This window comes from Sinorhizobium alkalisoli, from assembly GCF_008932245.1.
In the GTDB taxonomy this organism is placed as follows: Bacteria; Pseudomonadota; Alphaproteobacteria; order Rhizobiales; family Rhizobiaceae; genus Sinorhizobium; species Sinorhizobium alkalisoli.
On the sequence record NZ_CP034910.1, the window covers coordinates 1,183,786 to 1,209,668 of the forward strand.

At 63.1% G+C, this 25,883-nt stretch carries 21 protein-coding genes and 1 pseudogene; 12 read left to right on the top strand and 10 right to left on the bottom strand.

The features are described from left to right. Window positions 1-312: 312 nt before the first annotated feature. Window positions 313-478 (top strand): annotated as a pseudogene (locus tag EKH55_RS30355) (LbetaH domain-containing protein); the annotation flags it as partial. Window positions 479-1,239: 761 nt separating this feature from the next. On the opposite strand, the gene EKH55_RS23325 reads toward EKH55_RS30355, so the two are convergent. Genes EKH55_RS23325 through EKH55_RS23340 form a run of 4 tightly spaced genes read right to left on the bottom strand, consistent with a single transcriptional unit; the run spans window position 1,240 to window position 5,301 of the window. Continuing rightward, window positions 1,240-2,565, bottom strand: a complete 1,326-nt coding sequence (locus tag EKH55_RS23325) for a KpsE/RkpR family capsule polysaccharide export protein (protein WP_151613339.1) — start codon at window positions 2,563-2,565, stop codon at window positions 1,240-1,242. Beyond that, complete coding sequence (locus tag EKH55_RS23330) at window positions 2,566-3,225, bottom strand: ABC transporter ATP-binding protein (RefSeq protein ID WP_151613340.1); 660 nt, start codon at window positions 3,223-3,225, stop codon at window positions 2,566-2,568. Next, the gene (locus EKH55_RS23335; protein WP_151613341.1) at window positions 3,222-3,992 is read right to left on the bottom strand and encodes an ABC transporter permease; all 771 of its coding nucleotides are present in this window, start codon (window positions 3,990-3,992) and stop codon (window positions 3,222-3,224) included. The genes EKH55_RS23330 and EKH55_RS23335 overlap by 4 nt, the downstream gene beginning before the upstream one ends. Before the next feature lie 4 nt (window positions 3,993-3,996). Then, window positions 3,997-5,301 carry a capsular polysaccharide export protein, LipB/KpsS family gene (locus EKH55_RS23340; RefSeq protein ID WP_427915874.1) on the bottom strand — a complete coding sequence of 435 codons (1,305 nt, stop codon included), beginning with the start codon at window positions 5,299-5,301 and terminating at the stop codon, window positions 3,997-3,999. Window positions 5,302-5,682: 381 nt separating this feature from the next. Between EKH55_RS23340 and EKH55_RS23345 the strand changes: the two genes are divergently transcribed. From EKH55_RS23345 to EKH55_RS23365, 4 genes are all read left to right on the top strand, one after another. Next, window positions 5,683-8,034: an OmpA family protein gene (locus EKH55_RS23345; protein WP_151613343.1), complete on the top strand. Its 2,352-nt coding sequence runs from the start codon at window positions 5,683-5,685 to the stop codon at window positions 8,032-8,034. 734 nt (window positions 8,035-8,768) lie between these two features. Continuing rightward, window positions 8,769-8,957 carry a hypothetical protein gene (locus tag EKH55_RS29505; protein WP_192803799.1) on the top strand — a complete coding sequence of 63 codons (189 nt, stop codon included), beginning with the start codon at window positions 8,769-8,771 and terminating at the stop codon, window positions 8,955-8,957. A 72-nt stretch (window positions 8,958-9,029) separates the two neighbouring features. Next, window positions 9,030-11,627, top strand: a complete 2,598-nt coding sequence (gene treY, locus EKH55_RS23355; protein WP_151613921.1) for a malto-oligosyltrehalose synthase — start codon at window positions 9,030-9,032, stop codon at window positions 11,625-11,627. 292 nt (window positions 11,628-11,919) lie between these two features. After that, a complete protein-coding gene (locus EKH55_RS23365; RefSeq protein ID WP_210249932.1) occupies window positions 11,920-13,035 on the top strand; it encodes a Fic family protein in 1,116 nt (371 codons plus the stop codon). Window positions 13,036-13,360: 325 nt separating this feature from the next. On the opposite strand, the gene EKH55_RS23370 is transcribed toward EKH55_RS23365, so the two are convergent. The 5 genes from EKH55_RS23370 to pcaD all read right to left on the bottom strand — a co-directional run bounded on the left by EKH55_RS23370 (window position 13,361) and on the right by pcaD (window position 17,089). Further along, the gene (locus EKH55_RS23370) at window positions 13,361-14,416 is read right to left on the bottom strand and encodes a 3-carboxy-cis,cis-muconate cycloisomerase (protein WP_069461199.1); all 1,056 of its coding nucleotides are present in this window, start codon (window positions 14,414-14,416) and stop codon (window positions 13,361-13,363) included. A gap of 74 nt (window positions 14,417-14,490) precedes the next feature. Beyond that, window positions 14,491-15,105, bottom strand: a complete 615-nt coding sequence (gene pcaG / locus EKH55_RS23375; RefSeq protein WP_151613346.1) for a protocatechuate 3,4-dioxygenase subunit alpha — start codon at window positions 15,103-15,105, stop codon at window positions 14,491-14,493. Window positions 15,106-15,116: 11 nt separating this feature from the next. Continuing rightward, the gene (pcaH, locus tag EKH55_RS23380; protein ID WP_151613347.1) at window positions 15,117-15,866 is read right to left on the bottom strand and encodes a protocatechuate 3,4-dioxygenase subunit beta; all 750 of its coding nucleotides are present in this window, start codon (window positions 15,864-15,866) and stop codon (window positions 15,117-15,119) included. Between the two features lie 16 nt (window positions 15,867-15,882). Next, window positions 15,883-16,284: a 4-carboxymuconolactone decarboxylase gene (pcaC, locus tag EKH55_RS23385; protein WP_151613348.1), complete on the bottom strand. Its 402-nt coding sequence runs from the start codon at window positions 16,282-16,284 to the stop codon at window positions 15,883-15,885. Beyond that, window positions 16,277-17,089 carry a 3-oxoadipate enol-lactonase gene (gene pcaD / locus EKH55_RS23390; RefSeq protein ID WP_151613349.1) on the bottom strand — a complete coding sequence of 271 codons (813 nt, stop codon included), beginning with the start codon at window positions 17,087-17,089 and terminating at the stop codon, window positions 16,277-16,279. The genes pcaC and pcaD overlap by 8 nt, the downstream gene beginning before the upstream one ends. Before the next feature lie 95 nt (window positions 17,090-17,184). Here pcaD and pcaQ point away from each other — a divergent pair, with 95 nt between their 5' ends. The 4 genes from pcaQ to EKH55_RS23410 all read left to right on the top strand — a co-directional run bounded on the left by pcaQ (window position 17,185) and on the right by EKH55_RS23410 (window position 21,986). Then, window positions 17,185-18,114: a pca operon transcription factor PcaQ gene (gene pcaQ, locus EKH55_RS23395; protein WP_151613350.1), complete on the top strand. Its 930-nt coding sequence runs from the start codon at window positions 17,185-17,187 to the stop codon at window positions 18,112-18,114. Between the two features lie 151 nt (window positions 18,115-18,265). Further along, window positions 18,266-19,381, top strand: a complete 1,116-nt coding sequence (gene dctP / locus EKH55_RS23400; protein ID WP_151613351.1) for a TRAP transporter substrate-binding protein DctP — start codon at window positions 18,266-18,268, stop codon at window positions 19,379-19,381. 122 nt (window positions 19,382-19,503) lie between these two features. Then, window positions 19,504-20,613 (top strand): TRAP transporter small permease subunit, encoded by a 1,110-nt coding sequence (locus EKH55_RS23405; RefSeq protein ID WP_151613352.1) that lies wholly within the window; start codon window positions 19,504-19,506, stop codon window positions 20,611-20,613. 2 nt (window positions 20,614-20,615) lie between these two features. After that, entirely contained in the window at window positions 20,616-21,986 is a 1,371-nt protein-coding gene (locus EKH55_RS23410) for a TRAP transporter large permease (protein ID WP_151613353.1), read from the top strand. A 9-nt stretch (window positions 21,987-21,995) separates the two neighbouring features. Here EKH55_RS23410 and EKH55_RS23415 read toward each other — a convergent pair whose 3' ends face one another. Next, the gene (locus tag EKH55_RS23415) at window positions 21,996-22,697 is read right to left on the bottom strand and encodes a GntR family transcriptional regulator (RefSeq protein ID WP_151613354.1); all 702 of its coding nucleotides are present in this window, start codon (window positions 22,695-22,697) and stop codon (window positions 21,996-21,998) included. Between the two features lie 164 nt (window positions 22,698-22,861). Here EKH55_RS23415 and uxaC point away from each other — a divergent pair, with 164 nt between their 5' ends. The 3 genes from uxaC (at window position 22,862) to EKH55_RS23430 (ending at window position 25,882) form a co-directional block, all read left to right on the top strand. Then, entirely contained in the window at window positions 22,862-24,205 is a 1,344-nt protein-coding gene (uxaC, locus tag EKH55_RS23420; RefSeq protein ID WP_427915875.1) for a glucuronate isomerase, read from the top strand. A 56-nt stretch (window positions 24,206-24,261) separates the two neighbouring features. After that, entirely contained in the window at window positions 24,262-25,227 is a 966-nt protein-coding gene (locus EKH55_RS23425; RefSeq protein WP_425353256.1) for a TRAP transporter substrate-binding protein, read from the top strand. 133 nt (window positions 25,228-25,360) lie between these two features. Beyond that, complete coding sequence (locus tag EKH55_RS23430) at window positions 25,361-25,882, top strand: TRAP transporter small permease (RefSeq protein ID WP_246231847.1); 522 nt, start codon at window positions 25,361-25,363, stop codon at window positions 25,880-25,882. Window position 25,883 lies beyond the last annotated feature (1 nt).

A 25,883-nucleotide genomic window follows, 5' to 3' on the forward strand; every position in this document is an offset into this window, starting at 1 on the left:
AACTGCTCACACCTGAGCGGCGTGGGCGGACGGCTGAAGGTGGAGGTGCCGGTTTCGATCACCTCGGCTGCGTTTGCTTCCGAGTGTTCCTTGGGGTTCATGTCGTACATTGGAATGGGTTCAAGGGTAACGGCCGCTGATGTCGGCCGCTACTGCGCCATTGCACCAAATGTTGAAATAGGGCCCGCTGAGCACCCAACCGACTGGTTCAGCATTCACCCCTTTCAGTACAACGGCACCAAGCAGTTCACTCACACGGAGCACTATGGCTCCATCGTCGGCCATCAGGCCTTCAATGGTAACGCGGGCAGAACGAAGATCGGTAACGATGTATGGATCGGAGATGGCGTTTTCATTAGGCGCGGCGTCTCGATTGGCGATGGAGCGATTGTCGCGGCGAGGTCAGTTGTGACAAGAGATGTTCCGCCCTATTCGATTGTTGCGGGCGCACCAGGTAAAGTCATACGATTGAGATTTGATGCAGCGCTAACCCAACGATTTCTGCGCGTGAAATGGTGGGATTTTGACCTCGCTCCGCTGAAGGGAACGCTGAATTTCCAAGATCCTCAAGCCTCTCTTGATTCAGTGGAGGTAGCGATCGAACGAGGTGTGATTTTTCCACTGAAAGCGAAACGCCTAGAGATTTACGGTGGGAAAGCCCCCCGTATAGTGGAACTTTAATCGTCGCCATCGGCTGAGATTTTCTCAGCAAGTGCTGCGATGCAGAGAGCAAGGGCCGGCGTCGCCGCATGGTAATAGGGGCCGTCATTGATTATGGCAGTTCCTTTTCCGTTTACCAACTTACGCCGCCATTCTGTCCAGGTGCGGCAGCGTGCGCGAGGTGAAAGGCATCCTCCAGATTGCCGGTGTAGTGCGGAATGCGAGCGATATCGTCGCCAGTTGGGACCAGCCAAATTGTGCGATTCCTCATTGTGCCGCTTGAGTCGGTGAACGGCTCAATTCTTTTGCGGAAACCAATTGTCATGGCGATATAACCGTCGAGCGCCCTGTCGGGCCCGGCGCACTCCTTCAATCGTCGTATCAACTCACGTGTATCCACTCGAATAGGCCTCCATTTCGCGTGGTGGCCTGGTCACAGCAGGCAGCCCCCATCTTCGAAAGGCGTGTCTGTATTGCCCATGGTCAGACCACCGTCAACCGTGACTTCCGCCGCGGCGATCCTGCTCGACTTCATCCGTGAGACTGAACCCGGGCGCAAAGACCGCGCATCCTATAACTTTACGCCCGATCTCGGATATTATAATAGCTCATCACGCCGATCCCCCAGACAAACAGCAGGCCAAGGATCACGAGGAGCGCGTTCAGCAGCCGCGCCGGATACTGCGCCATTTCCGAAAGCGTCGGCTCGATGAAGAGCGCAAGGTAACGCTGGCGATTGTTCGCCTCGATCCGGGCCTTCTCCAGCGAGCTTAGCGCGGCCGTATAGGCGCGTTCGGCGAATTCGCGCTCGGTTTCGAGCTCCTCGAACTCGGCGATGCGGCCGGCGACGTCCGGGGCGTTGGGGTCGTTCGCGGCGGACGTTTCGCCGGTGCCGAGGCGCTGGCGCTCGATCAAGAGCTGCTGTTCGAGGCTCTCGATGCGGGTCTTGAGCACGCGGATGCGCGGTGTGTCTTCACTCATCTGGCTCTTGGCGGTGGCGAGGTCGGCGTTGAGCCTTGTCAGTTCCGCCTCAAGGCCGCCGATCAGCTGCACGGCGAGTTTTGCGCCTTCCTCGGGGCTGATTTCCTGTGACTTGTCGCGATAGTCGCGGAGCGCCGCGCGCGACTTGGCAAGCCGCGCTTCGCCCGCCAGCACCTCGTCTTGCGCGGCACGCAGCACGTCGTTTCGCGCCGAAAGCGAGAGGCTGTTCACAAGGCTGTCGCTCTGGTCGACGATGAATTGCGCGATTTCCTGCGATTGCTTCGGATCGAAAGCCTTCACCGTCACCTGCATGATGCCGGAGGCGTGGTCGAAATTGACGTTCACCACATCTCGCCAATAGGCGAGCTTGTCCTCGATCGGCAGGCCGGAGCCGATGCCGTAGAAATAATCGAGCCCGCGGGTGGCGTAGACATTCTCCAGCTTGAACTTGCGGTCGGCGGCGGCAACCATGCGTTCGCTGAGGATATAGTCCATCAGGATATAGCTGTCTGAGACCGTGCTGCCGCTGGAAGCCTGAGTGAACATGCCGAGGATATCGGTCGCGCCGCCGCCTTCGATGCTGCGTACTGCAAAGGATGTGGTGCTGTGATACTGGTCGGCGGCGATGAAGGCCATGTAGAGCGAGGCAAGTGTCGCCGGAACGGCGACGAGGCCGAGAAAGGTGCCGCCGATGATCGCGTGGCGCCAGCGCAGCTTCTTCAGCCAGCCGGGCAGAAAGCCCTTTTTCTTCTTCGTCTCGATCTTGCCGCGCCCCGGCAGCGGAATGACAGGCGCGCTTTCCCTGCCGAGCAGACCTTCGAGCACTTCGATGCCCTTGCTCTTCGCTTCGGCTTTTGCGGGGGTGGGTTTGGCGGCCTCGGCTGGTCCCGGCTTGTTCGCTGCCGCGTCTTTGCTCGCCGCCATTCAATTTCCCTTCATGTTTCTGTCGTGCGCGCGGATCGCGTCCTCGACATCTTCATAATAAGTCAGCTTGCCCTTTTCCAGCACGACGCCGCAGTCGCAATAGTCGCGGATCGTGCCGGTGCTGTGCGAAACCATGATCACATCGGAATCCTGGAGCTTGGTTTGAAAGACAGCCTGACACTTTTTCTTAAAATTTGAGTCACCAACGGCGGTGATTTCATCGACGAGATAGTAATCGAAGTTGACGCCCATGCTCAAGCCGAAGGCAAGCCGCGCCTTCATGCCGGAGGAATAAGTGCCGACCGGCGCCTTGTAGAAGGGGCCGAGCTCGGCAAAATCCTCGACATAGGCCGCAAGTTCCTCCGTATCGACGCCGTAGATGCGGGCGACGAAGCGCACATTCTGTTCGCCGGTCATCGAGTTTTGAAAGCTACCGGCAAAGCCGAGCGGCCAGGAGATCTTGCCACGGCGGATGATTCGGCCGCCGTCGAGCTTGATCGCGCCGGCGATGAGCCGCAGCAACGTCGATTTGCCGGCGCCGTTGCGGCCGAGCAGGCCGACGCTCTTGCCGCGGTTGAGGGTCAAGGAGGCGTCTTCGATGATCGGTTTCTTGATGCCCTTGGTGCGGGCATATTTCGTCGCCTGCTCGAACCGGATCATTCGTTTCTCAGCGTTTTTCTGGAGAGGGTGAAGACCAGCATCCCGGCAAAGAGTGTCAGAAATGCGATTCCGTAAAGATAGTTCATGTCCAGGCCGATGGCGCGGTATTCCGGATAGAAGCCCTTGCGGAAGCTCATGATGATATGGACGAGCGGATTGATCAGCACGAGATCGCGATAGGGCGCCGGGATCGAATCCGGCAGGAAGAAGACGCCGGAAATCAGGAAGAGCGGCCGGTTGACGATGCCGAACACCTGCTCGTAGAGCGGATATTTGAGGAATAGCACGCAATTGACCATTGCGACGCCCAATCCGAAGACGCAGGCCATCGCAACGGCCTCCAGGATCAGCGGCCAATGAAGGCTGGTCTCGACCCGCATGGTAGCGATGATGGCGCCGAGCACGATCACGGCGACGAGTGACGTGGTGCCGAGCTGCAGTATGAAGCGCGCCACGACCGTATCGATCGGCGCGACATTCGGGTAGCTGAGCAAGGCCCGATTGGCGCGCACCGCGCTGTTCAAATAGCTGCTCATCGCCTGGTAGAATTGGAAGGCGATATAGCCGGTAGCGAAGAACAGCGCGAAACTGGTGCCGAGCGCCGGCGATCGGGCGATCGCCCCGAAGACCAGCGTCAACAAGAAGATATGCGCGGCAGGGTCAAGCAGCGCCCAGATGTAGCCGCCCGGCTTTGCGCCGAAGCGCGTCGCCATTTCCCGGACGAGCAGCGCGCCGACGACGCGGATATGGGTGGAGAGATAGCTCACGCGGTCACCCGAAGGGATAGAGCATGCGGCCGATCAGCCGGAGGCGTGGATCGGAAAGGCCGCGAAAGAAGCGGATTGGATCGGCCCGAAAATCCTCGACGTCCCGGTCGTTGCCGGCTTTCCGGATGGCCGGTGCCAGAATCGCGGTCAGGAGATGCCGCCAGCCGAGCACGCCATAGGGGCCCCAGGGCCGCCAGGCGGGCTGGGAGGGGGAAAGGGCGCCGGGCTCGTCGAGCTGCCTGCGGATCGTGGCAACGGTTGCTTCGAATGATGTCTCTTCTCCGGTCTCGGGATCGAAATAGCGAGGATAGAGGAGATAGGCGCCGGCGAAAAGCGCCTCCAGCGTCAGCTTGCGGCCGCGGCGCGGATGCGCCTGGCGGTCGTCCGTCAGCCCCCAGCCGGCATAGAAGGGCGAACCCGCTACCGTCACCTTAATGCCGCGCAGCAGCGCCTCGAAGCCGGCGAGCGAGGTGATCGTGTAGACATGGTCGACGGTATCGAGCGCATCGGCGAGCGGTAGCGTCTCGGTGACGAATTGTGCGAGATGCGCCACCTCGGCCGGGTCGGAGCGCGCCGGGCGGACGCGGCTCAAGACATCCGGATGCGGCTTGTAGAGAATCTGCGCCGCCGGCTGCTCCGCCGCGGCAAGGCGCACGAGATCGTTGTTGGTCATCGGAAGGGGACAGCCGTAGCGGATCGAGGCGTCGTCCTCCACCTGGCCGATGACGAGCACGCGCTTTCTCGTCTTTTCGCCATAGACCGCCTCCGCCTTCCGCTGCCGCCCGCCATTATATTTGCTGATGCCGCTTGCGGTGAGGAGTTCGATGCCGGTCCGCGCCCGCGCCAGGAGGGCCGGGTCGGCCGCGAAGTCGTAGCTGTTCAGCAGCATTTCGAGGTCGGACGCCTTGCTGCAGTCGAAATAGGGCGTGCGGCGATCGAGCGCCAGCGACAGGGGAGCTGTGCGGCTGGCGCTAGGGCGAGCCGAGCGCAGGAAACCGTCCTCGAGGAAGATCACCGGAAGCTTGCGCTCCTTGGCGATCGCAGCCAGCGCCGGCGGCAGTTCCGGTCCCCAGACGAGGAATTCGCAACGCGCTTCTGCGAGGATTCTCGCTTTCCAGACGCGGTCCAGTTCGCGCGCGCCGAGATGCTTCGGCAGGAAATGGAAGCGTCTTTCGGGGAAGCAGCGCTCAAGGAAGGGCCGCTTCCATTCGGTGATGTGCACGGCAAAGGTCGTCACCCCCTCGGTCGCCCAAGCAGGGTTCACGCAGTCTTCTTCCGCCTTCTTTGCCTGTCGGCTCATCACCGCTATCGGGCCCAATTTCCCACCAAAATTTCACCGCTATGTACACGCGCGGCGGCTTCTCCGCCAGTCGTGAGCCGCCATGCGCCGAATGAATCCCTTCGGCCGGCAGTTTGCGACGCCAGTCATGCGGGAACGGTCAATGCCCTCATCAGCGATCCGGAAGCGGATAAGATGAACGGTCCGTTCAGGCATGGTTAATGTCGCCTCCGATAGGCCTTGAGAGGATCCGATCCGCGGCTGCCGCGTTGCAACTCGCGAAAGCGCCGACTGACACAAAAAAGTCGGAACCGCGGATCATTGCCCTCTGCCGACGCGCTGCCAACGCGCGCTGCAGCCGGTGAACGGGGGGCGGCGCGCGAAGCGCCGCGACCAGGAGGAAGGAAGACAATGTCGATTCGATCCAGATTTTTCGCCACCGTGGCCCTGCCGGTGTTCGCGGCCTCCCTCGCGGTTCAGCCGGCGCTGGCCGACAGCCTGAAGGCGCCGTTCGAAATGGCGCAGGAGGGTGGCGAATTGTCGCCCGAGGAGTTGCTGCTGTTGAAGAAACGCAAGAAGCAGCGTGCTGCCGAGGAAGAATCTCAAGGGCAGGCGGAAAGGCAGCAAGGTCGGGCGGAAGAGCGGCAGCGGTCAGAGGAGAAGGCTCGCCGTCGTGCCGAGCGGGCCGCCGAGCAGGAAGCGCAGCAGGCCGAAGAGCAGCAAAGGGGTCTGCGCAAGAAACGTCAGGCCGAGAAGCAGCGGGCCGCCGAGCAGGAGGCTCAGCAGGCCGAAGAGCAGCAAAGGGCTGTCCGCAAGAAACGTCAGGCCGAGAAGCAGCGTGCCGCCGAGCAGGAAGCGCAGCAGGCCGAGGAACAGCAAAGGGCTGTCCGCAAGAAGCGCCAGGCCGAGAAGCAGCGGGCCGCCGAGCAGGAGGCGCAGCAGGCCGAGGAGCGGCAGAGGGCTCTGCGCAAGAAGCGCCAGGCCGAGAAGCAGCGGGCCGCCGAGCAGGAAGCTCAACAGGCCGAGGAGCAGCAAAAGGCTGTCCGCAAGAAGCGCCAGGCCGAGGAGCAGCGGGCCGCCGAGCAGGAGGCTCAGCAGGCCGAGGAGCGGCAGAGGGTTCTGCGCAAGAAGCGTCAGGCCGAGAAGCAGCGGGCCGCCGAGCAGGAAGCGCAACAGGCCGAGGAGCAGCAAAAGGCTGTCCGCAAGAAGCGTGAGGCCGAGGCGCAGCGGGCTGCCGAGCAGGAAGCGCAGCAGGCCGAAGATGAGCAGAGGGCTCTGCGCAAAAAACGTCAGGCCGAGAAGCAGCGTGCCGCCGAGCAGGAGGCTCAACAGGCCGAGGAGCAGCAAAGGGCTCTCCGCAAGAAACGTGAGGCTGCGACGCAGCGGGCTGCCGAGGAAGAAATGCGGGTTGCGCCGGATGCGGAAGAACCTGCCGCTGCCGAGCGGATTCGGGCTAAGCGCGGAGTGCTGCCCGTTCCCGAGGTGGTCGATGAACGCACGGAAGAAGAGAGGCTGAAGATCGCAGAGGATCCGGCCTCCACCGATGAGACGATTGTGCTTCCCGTAGAAAGAGGCGCGGCTGTGCTCGACAGCGACAAGGATGCCGACAATATCAGCGGCAACCGTGCACGCGAGGTCCGCCGCAAACAGCGAGAAGAGTTGCGCGCTCGGGAAGAGCAGGTCGCGCCTCCGACGGACGATGCTGCCGCGCAGATGGCGATCCCGGCCGAGATCAGGGAGGAGCTTCCGCAGCGAATCGAGGCGTTGCTGAGTGAAGAAGGCGAGCGCTTCGAGGAAGCTCCGGCCTTCGCCGTACCTGAGACGACCAATATCGTGAACAACACGATGATCAACAATACGGTGATCAACAACACGACCATTAACCAGACCACCGAGACGAACGTGACGGAGCTGAGGGTCGTCGAGGAGGTCGATGATCGTGTCATCCTCGGCGCTGGCGATCGCATCTTCGTGCGTGGCGACGACCGGCCGCGCCTGCGGCAGCATGCGGAAGAGACCTACTATGACAATCTTTCGGGTGGCCGCGTCCGGGAAACGATTGTCCGCCCGGACGGCTACCGGATTGTCACCGTCTACAACCGTTACGGAGATATCCAGTCACGGACGCGCGTCGACCGAGACGGCAACGAATATGTGATGATCTATGCGCCGGACTATCAAGACCGTCGTCGGCCGGCGATCTTCGACGTCGGCTACGAGCTGCCGCCGATGCGACTGACCATTCCGGTAGACGAATATATCGTCGATTACGCCGACGATCCGGATCGGGACTATTACGCGTTCCTGAGCGAGCCGCCGGTCGAGCCGGTCGAGCGGGTCTACACGATCGACGAAGTCCGGTACTCGGCCCGCCTGCGCGACAAGGTCCGCCGCATCGACCTCGACACGATCCATTTCGCGACGGGAAGTGCCGAGGTGTCGATGTCACAGGCAAGGACGCTTCGCAATGTGGCGCTGGCGATGGAGAAAATCCTTGCGAGGGATCCCGGGGAAACCTTCTTCATCGAAGGCCATACGGATGCGGTCGGCTCCGACCAGTCGAACCTCGTGCTTTCCGACCGGCGCGCCGAAGGCGTTGCCGTGCTCCTGACGGAGGTCTACGGCATTCCGGCGGAAAACCTCGTCACCCAGGGCTATGGCGAGCGTTTCCTGAAGATCCGCACGCCGGAGGCAGAGGAGGAGAACCGCCGCGTCACGATCCGTCGCGTGACACCGCTGGTGCGGCCGGTGGCACAGCGGTAGCCTGCCGAAGCCGCACTTCGAGGAGATGCGCCCGCGTCGACCGTGTCGCCTCGTTTCTGCGCGGCGGCACCGGTCGAGAGTGATCCGCCAGTCGCAAGGGCATGGCTTGTGAATGGATGCTCGCCGGCTGCGCCCCAAGGCGACGGCCGTCCCCGTAGAGAAGCCGCGCCTGCAGAATATCCTCGCCGGGATTCGCTCGGCCGACCGCCGGATGGAGAGAGATCGCTCCGAGGGCAGGCTGAGTGCCGCGGCTTCGACCGGTCACCGGGAGGCGGCTGGCATCCGGGCAGGTGCAATCAAGGTTGCGGCCGATCATCACGGCGCGATCCCGCGCGGGCCTATGCGCAATTCGAGCGTGACATCCGCCGGCTTGACCGGACCGCCCCTCGGCCTGATCTCTTCGGGTGAACCCCGAACCGCCCTTGAACGCCCGCCGAGGAGGCTGCGGGCGTTGTTTTCCCGGAACAGTATGCCCCAATGGCAGCGGCCAGACGGCTCAAGGCAGTGCTGGGCCTTTCGCCTTCTTCCTCTCCCTCTCCCTCCGACGTCATCCTCTGCCCTTCCCACGAACGTCATCCTCGGCCTTGAGCCGAGGATCCATGCACCGACGATGAGCCGCGGGGGGGCGGGCACTACTGGCTACCGTCACCTTTTGCCGTTCGGGCCTGCCGGCAGGCGCGACGTTCATGTCGAGCGATGGTGGATGTAGGTGGATCCTCGGCTCAAGGCCGAGGATGACGGAAGAGGAGGAAGAGGAGGAAGAGGAGGAAGAGGAGGAAGAGGAGGAAGAGGAGGAAGAGGTATCATCACGGCGCGATACCTCAAGGGGCTATGCGGGCTATGCGGCCGGTGTGTCGCCGATATCCGGCACGACGATTCGAGCGCGACATCCGCCGGCTCGACCGGAACATTCCTCGACCTGACCTCTTCGGGCGGTGCTTCCGGAACAATATGCCACCCATGGTGTTGAGCCGGGGGAGGCCAACCAAGCCGTGATGCATGTGCCCGACGCAACCTACCGGCTGCAGTTTCGCAACGAGATGGACTTCGCCAAAGCCGTGGAGTTGATCCCGCATTTCGTGTCGCTCGGCATCTCGCATCTCTACGCATCGCCCGTCTTCACCGCAGTCCAGGGCTCGACCCATGGCTACGACGTGATCGACTATAACGAGATCGACCCGGCGCTCGGCGGCGAAGAAGGCTTCCGCAGCCTCGTCGCGGCACTTAAGGCGCAGGGGCTCGGCATCATCCTCGACATCGTGCCGAACCATATGGCGGCGCATCTCGAGAATGGCTGGTGGCACAGCGTCATCGAATGGGGCCGCGCCAGCGCCCATGCCGGTCGTTTCGATATCGACTGGCATCAGCCGCTCACCCTTCCGTTCCTCGGCCGCTCCTTCAAGGAGGAGCTTGAAGCCGGCGCCGTCCGCGTCGCCTTCGACCGGGCAAGCAACTGTCTCGCCTTCGACTATTTCGGGGCGCTTTACCCGCTTCATCCGGAAAGCTACGGCCTGGTGCTCGAAGGCGCGGAGCCGTCGCTCGGGAAAATCACCGCCATCGCCGCGGCCGCGGAGCCCCGGGAGGCGGACCGGTTTCATTCCCGGCTCGCGACGCTTCTGCAGACGCCGGCGCTGACGGCCGCACTGGAAAAGCAGCTCGCAAGGGTCTCCGCCGACCGCCGGCGCATGCACGCGTTGCACGCGCTGCAGCCCTGGCGGCTGATGGACTGGAGAGCCGCACGCGACCATCTGAGCTATCGGCGGTTCTTCGAGATCGCCGGGCTCGTCGGCCTTCGCGTCGAGGACCCGGCCGTCTTCGCGGATACGCATCGGCTGGTGCTCGCGCTCGTCCGGGAAGGCCTCGTCGATGGGCTGCGGGTCGACCATATCGATGGCCTTGCCGATCCGGAGCAATATCTTGATCGGCTGCGGCAAGCGGTCGGCAACCGGAGTTTCATCGTCGTCGAGAAGATCCTCGAGGCGGAAGAGGCCTTGCCGCCCGAATGGCCGGTCGAGGGCGCCACCGGCTACGAGTTCATATCGGCGCTCGCGGAGCTCATCGCCGAGGAAGAGGCTTCCGGCCTTTGGAACGAGACGAGCGGAGCGCAAGCGGCAGCCGCGATCCGCGAATGCAAGCTGATGCTGCTCCGCCACAACTTCCATGCGGAGGTGACGCGCCTTGCGAGGCTCATGGGGGAGGGTGAGGGAGAGGGGGAGGGCGGCCGCACCGCCGAAGCCGTTCGCCAGCTGATCGCGGCGCTTTCCGTCTACCGGACCTATGTCACGGATCGCGGCGCGACGGCGCGCGACCGCCGGATCATCGAAGAAATCGCCGCCAAGGCTTCGGACGCCGCCCCGGCCGTGCAGGCGGAGATCGAGGATGTTGCGGCCGCGCTGCTCGGGGACGGGCCGGCGCGAGGTGAATTCCGGATGCGCTTTCAGCAGTTGAGTGGCGCCGTCATGGCCAAGGCCGTGGAGGACACCTATTTCTATCGGCGCGGCGCCTATCTGGCGGCAAACGAGGTCGGCGCGGATCCCCGCTGGCGGCCGGGCGGCGTGCGGCGCTTCCATGCGATGATGCTGAAGCGCGCGAGCAAAATGCCGAAGGGGCTCTCGGCGACATCCACGCATGACACCAAGCGCGGCGAAGATGCGCGCGCCCGGCTCCACGGGATCAGCGAGGCGCCGGATGTCTGGGCAAAGGCGACAGCCCGCTGGCATGAGATGAATGCGGCAGCGATCCGTTCCCTGCCGGCAGGCGATGCGCCGGAAGCCGCGATGGAGCAGTTCCTCTACCAAAGCCTCCTCGGTGCCTGGCCGGTCGAGCCTACCGGCGAAGGCTCGCTTCCGGCGCTCAGGGATCGCATGCAGGCCTTCGCCGTGAAGGCGGCCCGGGAGGCGAAACTGCGGACGCGCTGGGACGAGCCGGATGAGTCATATGAAACGGCGGTCACGGCGTTTCTGGCGGCGGTGCTCGCCTGGCGCAACCGGATCTTCCTCGACGATTTCGAGAGGGTTGCACGGCCCCTGATCCGGGCCGGTCTGGTCAACAGTCTCTCCCAGACCCTGGTGAAGCTGACCGCGCCGGGAATTCCGGACATCTACCACGGCAGCGAGCGCCTCGACCTTTCGCTTGTCGATCCCGACAACCGCCGGCCGTTCACGCCCGTCGCCCTGCCGGCCGAAGAGCCGCGGAACCCGACCGCCGGCCATTTCGAGGATTGCAAGCAATGGCTGATCGCCGAATGCCTCGGCTATCGGCGGCAACTCGGAGCGGATCTGATGAGGCGGGGCGATTACCGTCCCGTCGCGGTCGAGGGACCGGCCGCCCGCCACGCGGCCGCCTTCATGCGCCAAACGGCCGAGGAATGCGCCATCACGGTAGTCCCGCGGCTCGTCCTCGGCCGCCTGGATGAGACGAGGCTCCTTGTCCGGCCCGAACTATGGCGCGACACCGCGCTGGTCTGGCCGGAAGAGGGCGAGCCCAAGCAGCTCCAGAACCTGCTGTCCGGAAAGCTTATCGCAGCGCGGCGCCGGCTACCGCTTGGCGAGATCTTCGGCGGCTTTCCGGTTGCCTTCCTGATCCAGGCCTGAGGCTTATCCAGGCGACGCGTGAGCCGATAAAGGCATTGCCGTTAGGTATGGTGCTGAAGGCCTGCCCAGAAATAAACGACTATTGGCCGGGCGGCGTGGTTGGAAGCTGGGCGCGAAGTTGATGTTCTTGGCTCAGTTTGGGTTTGTTGGCGTGCAGCAACCCGATCGGGGAGTTGTGAGGGCCGGTATTCTTGCGGTGAACATGATCATTATTCTCCGCGAAAAACGCGGAGAATTCACTTGCGGGTGCGGAGATTAATAGCCATATTCACCGCAAAGGACGCGGCGAATGTTGGGTTATATTCACGACCGGGATGGCTGGCCGAGATTTGTCTGGAGTAACGATGCTCTGGCGGGGCCATTAGCGGCAGTCCGACATCAGCAAGGGCGCCTACTCGGGCGGATGGAAGCGCTGGGCTTTGATTTTCGTGCTGAAGCGGTTCTCTACACGCTAACTGAAGACGTTGTGAAGTCCAGTGAGATCGAGGGCGAGATTCTCGACAAGGAGCAGGTCCGCTCCTCCATCGCCCGCCGACTCGGCCTCGACATTGGTGCGCTCGCTCCTGCCGACCGCCACGTCGAGGGCGTCGTTGAGATGATGCTGGATGCCACCCAGAACTATGAGGCTCCGCTCTCCGATGAGCGGCTGTTTGCTTGGCATGCCGCGCTATTTCCGACCGGCCGCAGCGGCATGACAAAGATCATTGTTGGTGCCTGGCGTGATGAAAGTTCTGGCCCAATGCAGGTGGTCTCTGGGCCAATGGGACGAGAGAGGGTCCATTTCGAGGCGCCTGCAGCTGAACGACTTCCAGAAGAGACGGCTGCATTTCTTTCCTGGTTCAACGGGCAAGTGTCGCACGACCCGGTCCTGAAAGCAGCAATCGCGCATTTGTGGTTTGTTACCATACACCCTTTCGAGGATGGCAATGGCCGCATTGCGCGCGCTATCGCCGATATGGCGCTCGCCAGATCAGAAGGCACCTCGCAGCGCTTCTACAGTATGCCCGCGCAGATTCGGCAGGAGAGGAAGGACTACTACACCATCCTCGAGATGACGCAGAAGGGCGATCTCGATATCACCGGCTGGCTTCTGTGGTTTCTCGGTTGCCTCAATCGAGCCTTTGACGGCGCCGAAAAAATTCTCGCCAATGTGCTCCGCAAGGCGCGCTTTTGGGAAGCGCACACCGGCCAGCTTAGTGAGCGCCAGCGCAAGGTCGTCAATCGACTTCTCGAGGGCTTTGAGGGCAAATTAACGTCGTCCAAGTGGGCCAAGCTAACGCAGACCTCACCGGACACCGCCCTGCGCGACATCAACGACCTAGTGGCACGCGGAATTCTCATTCGGGAAGCAAGCGGAGGGCGGAGTACCAGCTACTCTCTGGCTGCTGTCGAAGAGATTCCGAACTGACCTACGGTGTCGATCAGGAAGTCCTTGGTTGGAATCCGTTCAAGGCGAGCAGTTTTGTGCGGTTCAGCCGGAGAGGGCCTTACCCGGACGCTTCCTGAGTTTAGTGAGCCACGATCACGTATTTCTCAATTGACGTCTATTGAGTAGAGAAGCGCATGAGGGGGCGCGCTCTTGTGAACTGAATAGGCGCCATGCCTGGATGGAACGGGACTGCCTCGGCCACGGTTGGAACTCTTGTCGGTGCGCAGGTCCTGGCCAAAAATCTGACTTCAATATTGTGGAAGCTCTGCCGCATTGTGGGACGAAACCCGCAATGGGCAGGGGCTCACACGCTTCCGAGCCGGCGGATATTGGCTGCAAGCTCGAGACCGAGTCTAAGCGAGGCCGCCGTCGCGCCGACGATCTGCGGCAACAGCAGCCATTCGAGCGTCCAGGCCGCGCCGGAGCGCTCCTGCTCGTGCACCAGCGCGTGATGGATGCCGGAAACCTGCGTAGCGTTGAAGCGTGCGAGGCTCACCAGCACCTCGGCTGCGACCGGGTTCTCCTTGTGCGGCATGGCCGAGGAGGCGCCGCCGCCGGAAAGCACGATCTCGTCGCCGGCCTGCGCCATCAGCGCCACGTCCTGGCCGAACTTGCCGAGGCTGCCGGTGACAAGCGACAAGAGGTGGACGAAATCGGCGATGGCGGAGCGCTGGCTGTGCCATTGCGGCCAATCGACCAGGGAAAGCTCCTCCGCGAGCGTTTCGCGCACCTGATCGGCCTTGTCCTCAAGCTTGTCGAGCGTGCCGGCCGCGCCGCCGAACTGCACGGCAAAAGCGCTCGCCTCCATGGCATCGAGCCTGTCCTGCTGGTCGAGCAGCGGTTCGAGCCAGGAATGCAGGCGATCGGCGACGGTGATCGGAATGGCCGCCTGCATGCGCGTGCGGGCGGTGAGCGGCCGCGGCCCCCATTGCTGTCCGCATTCCTCGAGTGCCGATATCACGGCCCCGAGTCGGCCGGAGAAGAGTCCGGCGATCGCCTTCAGGCGCAGCATCAGGCTGGTGTCGATCACATCCTGGCTGGTGGCGCCGAAATGCACGTAGTCAGCCGCTTCTTCGCCGACGGCGCGGCGCAACTGCCGCACGAGCTCCGGCACCACGACCCCGTCGATCGCCGTTTCCCGCCGCAGCGCCGCGACATCGGGGGAAAAGCCCCGGCAGGCGGCCGTAATGCGATCGGCCGCAGCCTCCGGTATTATGGCATGCCGCGCCTCGGCCCGCGCCAGCGCCGCCTCGAAGGAGAGCATGGCGCGGATGTCGGCAGCGACTGAAAACTCCGCCGCCACCGCCTCGTCGCCGAGAAGGCCGGAAAGATAGGGATGGTCGAAGGCCGAATAGGTCATGGCACGTCTCCAGCTTTCACGTCCTCCGGCCACGCGAGTGGACGGGGATCACGGCACGACGTGCCAGGGAAGGATCATATATCCAGGAACACCGTTTCCTTCTCGCCCTGGAGGTGAATGTCGAAGACATAATTAGGCGCCGTGCCGCCGGCGACAAGCGTTTGGGTGCGGTGGCGATGCTCGATCCGGCCGAGCAACGGATCCTCGGCATTCGCGGCCGGCTCGTCCGGGAAATACATGCGCGTGTGCAGGCCGAGATTGATCCCGCGGGCGATGATCCAGAAGGTAATATGCGGGGCCATCGGGCGTCCGTCCCTCGCCGGCACACGACCCGGCTTGACGGTCCGGAAGGTAAAGACGCCATCATCGGCGCCGGTCGGGCAGCGGCCCCAGCCGGCAAAGTTCGGGTCCGCGTGCCCACGGAGTTCCGAGGGCGAATTGTAGAGGCCGGCGGCATCGGCCTGCCAGATCTCGATGAGCGCATCCTTGAGCGGCACGCCCGCGCCGTCGATCACCCGGCCGGTCACGGTGATGCGTTCGCCAAGCGTCTTGTCATTCACCATCGCCGAGCCGAGATCGCTTTCATAGACGCCCGGGATGCCGCAGAAGTTGGGCGTGAGCCCGATATGCACATAGGGACCCGCCGTCTGCGATGCGGTTTCCTTGAGGTAGCCAAGATCCTGTACCATCGGTGTCCCCCTCAATTGCCTTCCGGCCGGTTCTCGAAGAAGGTCGAGCGGCGGCCGCGCAGCACGATGTCGAACTTGTAGGCCCGTGCGTCCATCGGGATCGTATTGGCCCAGTCGAGCGGCGCGATCAGCTGCTCGATCGCCCGCCGGTCCGGGATCGTCCCGACGATCGGGCACTTCCAGATCATCGGATCGCCCTCGAAATACATCTGGGTGATCAGCCGCTGCGCGAAGCCGTGCCCAAAGATCGAGAAATGGATATGCGCCGGCCGCCAGTCGTTGACGCCGTTCGGCCAGGGATAAGGCCCCGGCTTGATGGTGCGGAAGTAATAATAGCCGTTCTCGTCGGTGATCGTGCGGCCGCAGCCGCCGAAATTCGGATCGAGCGCCGCCAGATAGCTTTCCTTCTTGTGGCGGTAACGCCCCCCGGCATTCGCCTGCCAGAATTCGAGCAGCGCGCCTTGAACCGCTCGGCCGCGCTCGTCCAGCACGCGTCCATGCACGATGATGCGCTCGCCGATGGCGCTTTCGCCGGGTTTCGCGAAATTGTGGATCAGGTCGTTGTCGAGCTCGCCGAGCATCGAATGGCCGAAGACCGGACCGGTGATCTCGGAGATCGTGCCGTCGAGCGATAGCAGAGCCTTCTGCGGCGAGCGCAGCACCGAGGTCTTGTAGCTCGGGGTGAAGGCCGGCGGATGCCAGCCCCGGTCGCGCGGGAAGAAGGCGCCCGTTTCGGGCCGGCCGTTGTGGTGGTTGGACATCTTCGCTTTTCCCTTCCTATCCCTTTTCGGCATCCATCTCGGCAAACGCCTTCCTGGCGATCTTGATGGCGTGGTTGGCCGCCGGCACGCCCGCATAGATCGCCACATGCAGCAGCGCCTCGCAAATGTCCTCGCGGCTCGCGCCGGTATTGGCGGTGGCACGCACATGCATGGCCACTTCCTCATCGTGACCGAGGGCGGCAAGCAGCGCGATGGTGACGATCGAGCGCTCGCGCTTCGTCCAGCCCGGCCGCGACCACACATGACCCCAAGCCGCTTCGGTGATCAGCTCCTGGAAGGGCCGGTCGAAATCGGTCGCTGCCGCTCCTGCCCGGTCGACATGCGCATCGCCGAGAACGGCGCGGCGTGTCGCCATGCCCTGGCGATGGCGGTCGGAAGGCGCGTGGGTGTCACTCATGGGGCTTCTCTCCAGTCGGTACGGATTCGAAAAAGCCGCGCAGCACCGCAAGCAGCGCCGCCGGCTGTTCGATGCAGGGGATATGCCCGGCGTCGCGGATGATCTCGAAGCGGGCGCCGGGGATGAGCGCCGCGGTGGAGCGCACCAGGTCGGGCGGCGTCGAGCCGTCCTGGTCGCCGGCAATGCAGAGCACCGGCACGGCGATCTTCGCGGTCGCGTCGGTGTAGTCGGCGTCGCGGATCGCGGCGCAGGTGCCGACATAGCCCGCCACCGGCTGGCGCACCAGCATGTTGCGATAGCCGGCGAAAGCCGCGTTTTCCGGCCGGCGGAAGGCCGGCGTGAACCAGCGCTCGAGCACGCCGTCGGCGATCGCCGCAAGCCCCTTTTCCTCGACCGCGGCGATGCGTTCGTCCCACATCTCGGCCGTGCCGATCTTGTGGGCGGTGTTGGAAAGCACGAGCGCCCGCACCAGGTCGGGGCGGCGCTGGTAAAGCGCCTGCGCGATCAGGCCGCCGACCGAAAGCCCGCAGACGATCGCTTGTCTCACCCCGAGCCGATCGAGGAGACCGGCAAGGTCGGTGGCAAGCTCTTCGATCGAATAGGGAACCTGGCCGATATCGGAAAGACCGTGGCCGCGCTTGTCGTAAAGAACGATCGCATGATCCGAGGCAAGCGACAGGGCGACCTCGCGCCAGATGCGAAGATCCGTGCCGAGCGAGTTGATGAAGACGATCACCGGTTTGTCCGTGACGGTGCCGATCAACCGGTAATGGGTCGCGATGTTATTGATATGAGCGATTTGCACGGCGTATCTCCTCCCTCACCAAAATGATTATTTCATCTGGTTAGGTAAAATGATATTTCGTCGGCTTCAATTAACCTCAGGGTTATGGGTGGTCCATGATCGATGCTCGGATCAAGTTTCGCCATCTGCAGACATTTGTCGAGGTTGCCCGCCAGAAGAGCGTCGTGAAGGCGGCCGAGCTTCTCAATGTCACGCAGCCCGCCGTCACCAAGACCATCCGCGAACTCGAGGACGTGCTGGGCGTCGCCGTCATCGAGCGCGAGGGGCGCGGCATCAAGGTCACACGTTACGGCGAGGTTTTCCTGCGCCATGCCGGGGCGGCCCTGACGGCGTTGAGGCAGGGGCTCGATTCCGTCTCGCACGAGCGCGCCGGCGATCTGCCGCCCATCCGCGTCGGCGCGCTGCCGACCGTCTCGACGCGCGTGATGCCCCACGCCATGACGCTGTTCCTCAAGGAGAACACCGGCGCCCGGATCAAGATCGTCACCGGCGAGAACGCGGTGCTCCTGGAGCAATTGCGAGTCGGCGACCTGGATCTCGTGGTGGGCAGGCTTGCCGCACCCGACAAGATGACCGGCTTCTCGTTCGAGCATCTCTTCTCCGAACAGGTGGTTTTCGCCGTGCGCGCCGGACATCCGCTGCTCTCCGGCCGGGAGTCGATCTTCGCGCATCTCGGCGACTATCCAGTGCTGATGCCGACCCGGGCCTCGATCATCCGCCCCTTTGTCGAGCGCTTCCTCATCGCCAACGGCATTGCCGGGCTGCCGAACCAGATCGAGACGGTATCCGATGCCTTCGGCCGCGCCTTCGTGCGTCAGAGCGATGCCATCTGGATTATCTCGAACGGCGTCGTCGCCGCCGAGGTCGAAGACGGCGCGCTTGCAATCCTGCCGATCGACACCAGCGAGACCCGGGGGCCGGTCGGCTTCACCATGCGCACCGACGCCATCCAGTCGCTGCCGCTCTCCATTCTGATGCAGACGATCCGCGAAGCGGCGGAGGCGGTCGTCACCAAGGGTTACTGAGACCCTGTCCGGCAGAATAAGCGTCCGGCCGTTACAGCACCGCGCGTGTACGAGTGGCGGATACGACTGTAAATGGCGCGAGGCCGGGAAATGTGGTTAAATGACGGCCAAGGCACGGCAATCGCGCCTAAGATGAAGCAGGGAGGAGAAAATGCGCGAAGCAGAAGCGCCATCCCGGCGACGTTTCCTGAAAACGAGCGGACTTGTCGCGGGATCTGCCGCCACCCTTCTGGCCGCGCCCTGGGTGCGCAAGGCCGGAGCAGCCGAAACGATCGTCTGGAAAGTGCAGACCTCATGGCCGGCCGGCGTTGGCCTGGAAACCTTCCAGAGCTGGTGCGGCAGCATCAAGGAAAAGACCGGCGGCGAACTTGAGTTCCAGGCCTTCAAGGCAAAGGATATCGTCGGCGATTTCGAGCTCTTCGACGGCGTCAAGAACGGCGTGCTCGAAGCGATGAATTCGTTTTCCTTGTACTGGGCCGGCAAATTACCGGCGACGGCCTTTCTGAGTTCCTACACCATGGGTCTGCGTTACCCGCATGAATGGGACATCTTCTTCTATTCGAAGGGCGGTCTGCAGGTGGCGCGCGATATCTATGCGGCGCAGGGTCTCTATTACGTCGACAGAATTCACCACGGCGCCAACATCATCCATTCGAAGACGCCGATCCGCTCGATCGACGATTTCAGGGACCTGAAGCTGCGCGTTCCCGGCGGCATGATCGCGGAGACTTTCGCCAAGGCCGGAGCCAAGACGACGCTGCTTCCCGGCGGCGAGGTTTTCTCGGCGCTGGAGAAGGGCACGATCGATGCGGCCGATTATACCGGCCCGGCGGTCAACTGGGCTCTCGGCTTCCAGCAGGTGACCAAATACATCTCGATGGGACCGCCGGGGCTGATGGCGCTCCACCAGCCGGTCGACCTCATGGATTTCGCCGTCAACATGAATGTCTGGAACAGCCTGCCCGACAAGCTGAAGCAGTTCGTCGAGGACGAAATCGAGGTCTATTCGAACATTCACTTCGGGGCGATCCAGAAGGCCGACATGGAGGCCTGGCAGAAGTTCATCGACGCCGGCATCGAGATCAACCGGCTCGGGCAGGACGATGTGCAGCGCTTCCAGGAAATCGCCGTGCCGATCTGGTTCGAATGGGCGAACAAGGACAAGGACGCGGCCCGCATCTTCAAGCTCCAGCTCGAGATGATGGAAAACCCGACCCTCGGCTATGTCACGCCCGACATGTATCAGGGCCTGTCGGTCGATCTCTAGCGACAGTCCTGACCTGGGCGGCCCGGGACCTGGCTAGGCAGGGCGACCGCAGGTCTCTCCGAGGCTGATCCGCCCGCCCCAGTTTTGGGCGGGTGCTTCTTGGTTTCGTGTGGGGTCGTTTGATGCCGTCGCTCACCTTTATCATGCCGCACTGGCTCTATTGGGCAAGCCTCGTGGTCTTTCCGCTGGTTGCGGCCCTCCTGGTCTATCGCGAGCGCGGGCGGCGCGAAGCCGGCCGGCCGAACCTGTTTCTCGCCTATCTGTTCCTGGTCTCCGCCGGCTTTCTCGGCATGCACCGCTTCTATCTGAGGAGCGCTTGGGGGCTGCTGTTCATTCCCTTCTTCCTGGCAGTGCTATGGACCAGCGCCGAGGTGCGCGTGGAGCGCGAAACGCTGTCGTTTGCCCGCTCCGAAGCCCAACGGGCCGAGCGGTTGGTTACGCGCGCAACGGCCGACGTCGCAAGGAGCCGGGAAGGGGCCGCCGACCGGCTCGCCGAAGCCGATGCGGCTGCGCAGACCACACGCGCCGACCTTACGGCGGCTGCAGCCGGCCTTGCGCGTTCCAATCGCAACGCCCGGGTCGCGGGAATTCTGCTCGGCCTGCTGCTTCTCGGCGATGCATTTCTGATGCCCGGTTTGGTCCGGCGGAGACGCGAGCGCGAGGCGGCTGCCCCCGCCGCGGCGCCGGAGCCTCAGATGCAGGCAGCCGTGCCCAGTTCACCGGTCAAGCCGCCGCTGCCGCTGCTTCGCCCGATAGACCGGCTGGTGCAGGCAACGGGTGAACTCGTCGCCTATTGGTCGGTGCTCGCCGTCTTCGCCTATTATTACGAAGTGGTCGGCCGCTACGTATTCAATTCACCGACCAATTGGGTGCACGAGAGCATGTTTCTCATGTTCGGCATCCAATACATGCTCGCTGGCGCCTATGCCTATCGCGACGAGTCGCACGTCCGGGTCGATATCGTCTACAGCCGCCTTTCGGACCGCGGTCGGGCGATCTGCGACGTCATCACCTCGGCCTTCTTCTTCCTGTTCGTCGGGACCATGCTCGTGACCGGCTGGCGTTTTGCGAATGACGCGATGGCGGTCGGCGAGCGCTCCTTCACCGAATGGGGGGTTCAATACTGGCCGGTCAAGCTCTCGATCCCGATCGGCGCGGCGCTCCTCCTGCTGCAAGGGTTTTCCCGGCTGCTGCGCGACATCGCCACGGTGGTGGCGGGAAAGGTCGACTGACGATGGGCCTTGATCTCCCGATAGAATGGCTGAGCCTCCTGATGTTCGGGGGGCTCGGCGTGCTCCTGCTGCTCGGGCTGCCCATGGCCTTCTGCACCGGCAGCCTCGCGGTGCTGTTTCTCTGGCTGTTCGGCAATGCGGCCATGCTCAACATGCTGCCGTCGCGGGTCTTCCCCTTCATGACGGACTACCAGCTGTCGGCGGTGCCTCTGTTCATCTTCATGGCGGCGATCCTCGAGAAGGCCGGGATCATCGAGGAACTGTTCGAGGTCATCTACAAATGGCTGGGCGGCCTGAAGGGCGGGCTCGCCTCGGCGACGGTCATCTCCTGCACAATGCTTGCCGCCATGGTCGGCGTGGTCGGGGCTGCCGAGGTGACCATGGGCATGATCGCGCTGCCGGCGATGCTGCGTCGCAATTACGATCCGGCGCTCGCCTGCGGTGCATTGCTCGCCGGCGGCACGCTCGGCATTCTCATACCGCCCTCCGTGATGGCGATCGTCTATGCCGTCGTCGCCCAGCAGTCGCTGGGAGAGCTCCTGATCGGGTCGGTGTTCCCCGGATTGCTGCTGTCGGGCATGTATGTCGCCTATGTGACGCTGCGCTGCTACATCAACCCGGCGCTGGGGCCGCCGGTGCCGCCAGCCGAGCGCGTCGGCTTCATGGAGAAGCTCCGGCTGCTTCGCGCCACGCTGATGCCGATCCTGCTCATCATCACCGTGCTTGGGGTCATCTTCGTCGGCATCGCGACGCCGGTCGAGGCCGCCGGCATCGGCACATTTGGCGCTTTCGTCGTCTGCGCAACGCATCGCAGGCTGACCTGGCAGACGATCCGGGACGCGGCGGTCACCACGCTGAAAGCAACCGCTATGGTGATGTGGATCTTCTTCGGCGCCACCATGTTCGTTGGCTTCTTCATCCTCAAAGGCGGCCAGACCTTTGTCACCGATACGATCCTCGGCACCGGCCTGCCGCCTTACGGCGTGCTGCTCTTGATGATGGTCATTCTCTTCGGGCTCGGCATGTTCCTCGATTGGGTCGGCATCCTGCTGCTGACGGTGCCGATCTTTCTGCCGATCCTCAGATCGCTGCAGTTCGAGGGCCTGTTCGGCTTTCCCGGCATCGCACCCGCCGATGTGCCGCTCTGGTACGGGGTCATCTTCATGGTCAACATGCAGATGGCCTTCCTCAGTCCGCCCTTCGGCTATTCGCTGTTTTACCTGAAAAGCGTCGCGCCCCCGCACATTTCGATGGCGACGATCTTCCGGGCGGCCGCACCCTTCATCGTTCTGCAGGCGATCGGCGTCGGTCTCTGCATCGCCTTTCCCGCAATCGTCCTCTGGCTGCCGAAGGTGGTCTATGCCGGAGGATGAGCGAAACGATCAGCGCTCGTCGTTTGCGAAGAACGAGGGGTGGCTCTCGCGGATGCGGCCGATGATGGACTTGATGCGCGACAGGTGGACGCGCATCGCCTGTGCGGCCTTGTCGCCATTGTGCTCGCGAAGCGCCGTCATGATCACCTTGTGGTCGTCGTGGGCGCTTTGGGCGCCGAAGGAGAGGCTGAGATAGCGCACCCGGTCCATATGCGCCTTGCTGTCGCGGATCAGTGCCCAGGCAAACTCATGTCCGGAAAGTTCGCAGATCTGCTTGTGGAAGCTGTCGTCTAGCGCGTGGAACAGGACCTTGTCGCCGGCCGCGATCGCCGCGTCCTGCTCATCGAGCAGGGCATCGAGCCGGTCGAGTTGCGCATCCGTCAGGCACTCGGCGGCAGCCCGCACAGTTTCCATCTCGAGCGCCGTGCGGATGAAACGGGCCTGCATGACCTCCTTTTCGGAGATATGCGTGACGATCGTCGCTCGCTGCGGCCGGATCAGCAGAAATCCGAGCTGCGACAGCCGATAGAAGGCGTCGCGCACCGGCTGGCGGGAAACGCCGAGCTGCCTGGAGACTTCCACCTCCGAAAGCCTGGTGCCCGGCGGCAGGTCCAGTTCGATCACCTGGTGATAGAGGTGCTCGAAGACCTGCTCCGTCACCGACGGAGCGCGGCTCAGTTCGACTGCCCTGATCTGAACCTGATCGGCCATGAAAAACCTCCGTTGACTCATTTTGCATACTAACATATTAGATGACTAGCCGATTGCAAGATGTAACCGCCGGATCGTAGCCGGCAAATGGTTGGGAGGCCATCGCATTGCTGGACGAGAATAGGCTCTTTCCGCTGGAATCACGGGCGCGGGGCATCGCCAGAATGCTCTACGAAAGAGTTTGCGATCTCCCGATCGTCAGTCCGCACGGCCACACGGATCCGAAATGGTACGCGCTGGACGAGCCGTTTCCTGACCCCGCCCAGCTCTTCGTCACGCCGGATCATTACGTCTTCCGCATGCTCTCATCCCAGGGCATCGCGCTCACCGATCTCGGCGTACCACGCGTCGACGGCGGTCCGACGGAAGAAGATGGCCGCAAGATCTGGCGGCTCTTTGCCCGGAACTATCATCTCTTCCGCGGCACGCCGAGCCGGCTCTGGCTCGACCATTCCTTCGAAGCGGTTTTCGGTCTCAAGGAGCGCCTTTCGGCAAAGACCGCCGACCACTATTACGACCACATCTCGGAGTGCCTGGCCAAGCCGGAATTCAGGCCGCGCGCCCTTTTCGACCGCTTCAACATCGAGGTGATCGCGACCACCGAAAGCGCACTCGACGATCTTCGCTGGCACGACATGATTCGCCGCTCGGGCTGGAAGGGCCGGGTGGTGACGGCCTACCGCCCCGACAGCGTAATCGATCCCGAATTCGACAATTTCCGCGAAAACATCGAGCGCTTCGGTGAGCTCGCAGGAACGGATGCGACCAGCTGGCACGGTTATCTCGAAGCCCATCGAATCCGGCGTGCATTCTTCAAGAGCTACGGCGCGACGAGCTCCGACCACGGCCACGCGACCGCGCGCACGGAAAACCTGAGCGAGACCGAGGCGGCGTCGCTGTTTGCCAAGGCGCTCGCCGGGCACTGCAGTGCCGAGGAAGCCGATGCCTTCCGGGGCCACATGCTCACCGAAATGGCGCGCATGAGCCTTGAAGACGGCCTGGTCCTGCAGATCCATCCAGGTTCCTGGCGCAACCATTCCGTCGAAGTGATGCGCCGGCATGGACGCGACAAGGGTTTCGACATTCCCACGCGCACGGACTACGTGCGGGCCCTGAAACCGCTTCTCGACGCGGTCGGAATGCGGCCGGAACTGACCGTCATCGCCTTCACGCTCGACGAGACCAGCTATTCGCGCGAGCTTGCACCGCTCGCCGGGGCCTATCCGGCGCTGAAGCTCGGTCCGGCCTGGTGGTTCTTCGACAGCGCCGAGGGCATGCGCCGCTATCGGGAACTCACGACCGAAACCGCCGGCTTCTACAACACCGTCGGCTTCAACGACGACACCCGCGCCTTCTGCTCGATCCCGGCCAGACACGACGTCGCCCGACGGGTCGATTGCGCCTATCTCGCAACTCTCGTCGCCGACGGTCGGCTCGATGAGGACGAGGCCGGCGAGGTCGCCACCGACCTCGCCTATCGGCTTGCGAAACAAGCCTACCGGCTGTGAAAGCAGCCGCATTTCAACAGGGAGGAATTGAAATGACGTTTATGAAGAAGATGAGCATGGCCCTGCTGGCATCCGCCGCCGTGGCGCTTGCTTCGGTGTCGGCTGCGGCCGCCGATCGGGTCCTGCGGTCGTCCGATACGCATCCGGACGGCTATCCGACCGTCGAAGCGGTCAAACAGATGGGTAAGCTGCTGGAGGAAAAGACCGGCGGCCGTCTCGGCATCGAGGTCTTCCATTCCGCGCAGCTCGGCGAGGAAAAGGACACGATCGAACAGACGCAGTTCGGCGTGATCGACATGAACCGCGTCTCGCTCGGACCGTTCAACAACCTCATCGAGGAAACGCAGGTTCCCTCGCTGCCCTATATCTTCCGCTCGGTCGAGCACATGCACAAGGTGATGGACGGGCCGATCGGCGAGGAAATCCTTGCGGCATTCGAAGCGCATGACCTCATCGGTCTCGCCTTCTACGACGGCGGCTCGCGCAGCTTCTACAATTCCCAAAAGCCCGTAAAATCCATCGACGATCTCAAGGGCATGAAATTCCGCGTGATGCAGTCGGACATGTTCGTCGACATGGTCGGCGCGCTTGGGGCCAATGCCACGCCGATGCCCTATGGCGAAGTGTACTCTTCGATCCAGACGGGCGTGATCGACGGCGCGGAAAACAACTGGCCCTCCTATGACAGCTCCGGCCACTTCGAAGTCGCCAAGCATTACACGCTCGACCAGCACCTGATCGTTCCGGAAGTGCTCGTCATGTCCAAGAAGACCTGGGACGGCCTCTCGCCGGAAGACCAGGCTGCGGTGCGCGAGGCCGCCAAGGCCTCGGTTCCCTACATGCGCGAACTCTGGGCGGCGCAGGAGAAGAAGTCGGAAGACAAGATACGCGAGGCCGGTGTCGAAGTCGTCTCCGAGATCGACAAGGGGCCGTTCATCGAGGCGATGAAGCCGGTCTACGAAAAATACGTCAAGTCCGAGAAGCTGAAGGACATGGTGAAGCGCATCCAGGAAACACAGTAACGTGAAATGAGGTTGGGTGGCGACCGCCTCCACCCCTGTGCCTGCCGCTTTGCCCCTCTCCTCGGCTTAAACCCGAGGAGAGGGGCAATCGACAGGTCAGAGCGGTAGAGCGTCCGTCCGTGGAGACATCCCCTTGCAAAATACCATGAAGAGCGTCGCGCGACTCATGAGCAGCCTCTCCGGGGCCGCACTCTGGATCGCCGGCACCGGTCTCGTCCTGATGACCATATTCATCGCCGCCCAGGTCTTCTGGCGGTATCTCTTAAACGACAGCCTGACCTGGAGCGAGCCCGCGTCGGTGATGATCATGGGGTGGTTCATCTTCCTCGGCGCTGCCGTCGGCATCAGGGAAGGCTACCATCTCTCTTTCGACATCCTGCTGCACGTGTTGCCGCAGCGGGGCAAGGAGATGCTGCACACGCTCTCGGACATCTTCGTGGCCGCTTTCGGCGGCGGCATGATCCTATATGGCGCGCAACTCGCGATGAAGACGGCGGGCAACAAAATGCCGGGCCTCGGCATTTCCGGCGCCTTCGACTTTCTTCCGATCGTGGCTGGCGGCGTGCTGGTCGTTCTCTTTTCCCTCGAGCGCATCGCCCGGCGCGCGGCAGGCCTTCACACCGCCCGCTTCGGCGAAGCGGAGCAGGAGCACTGAC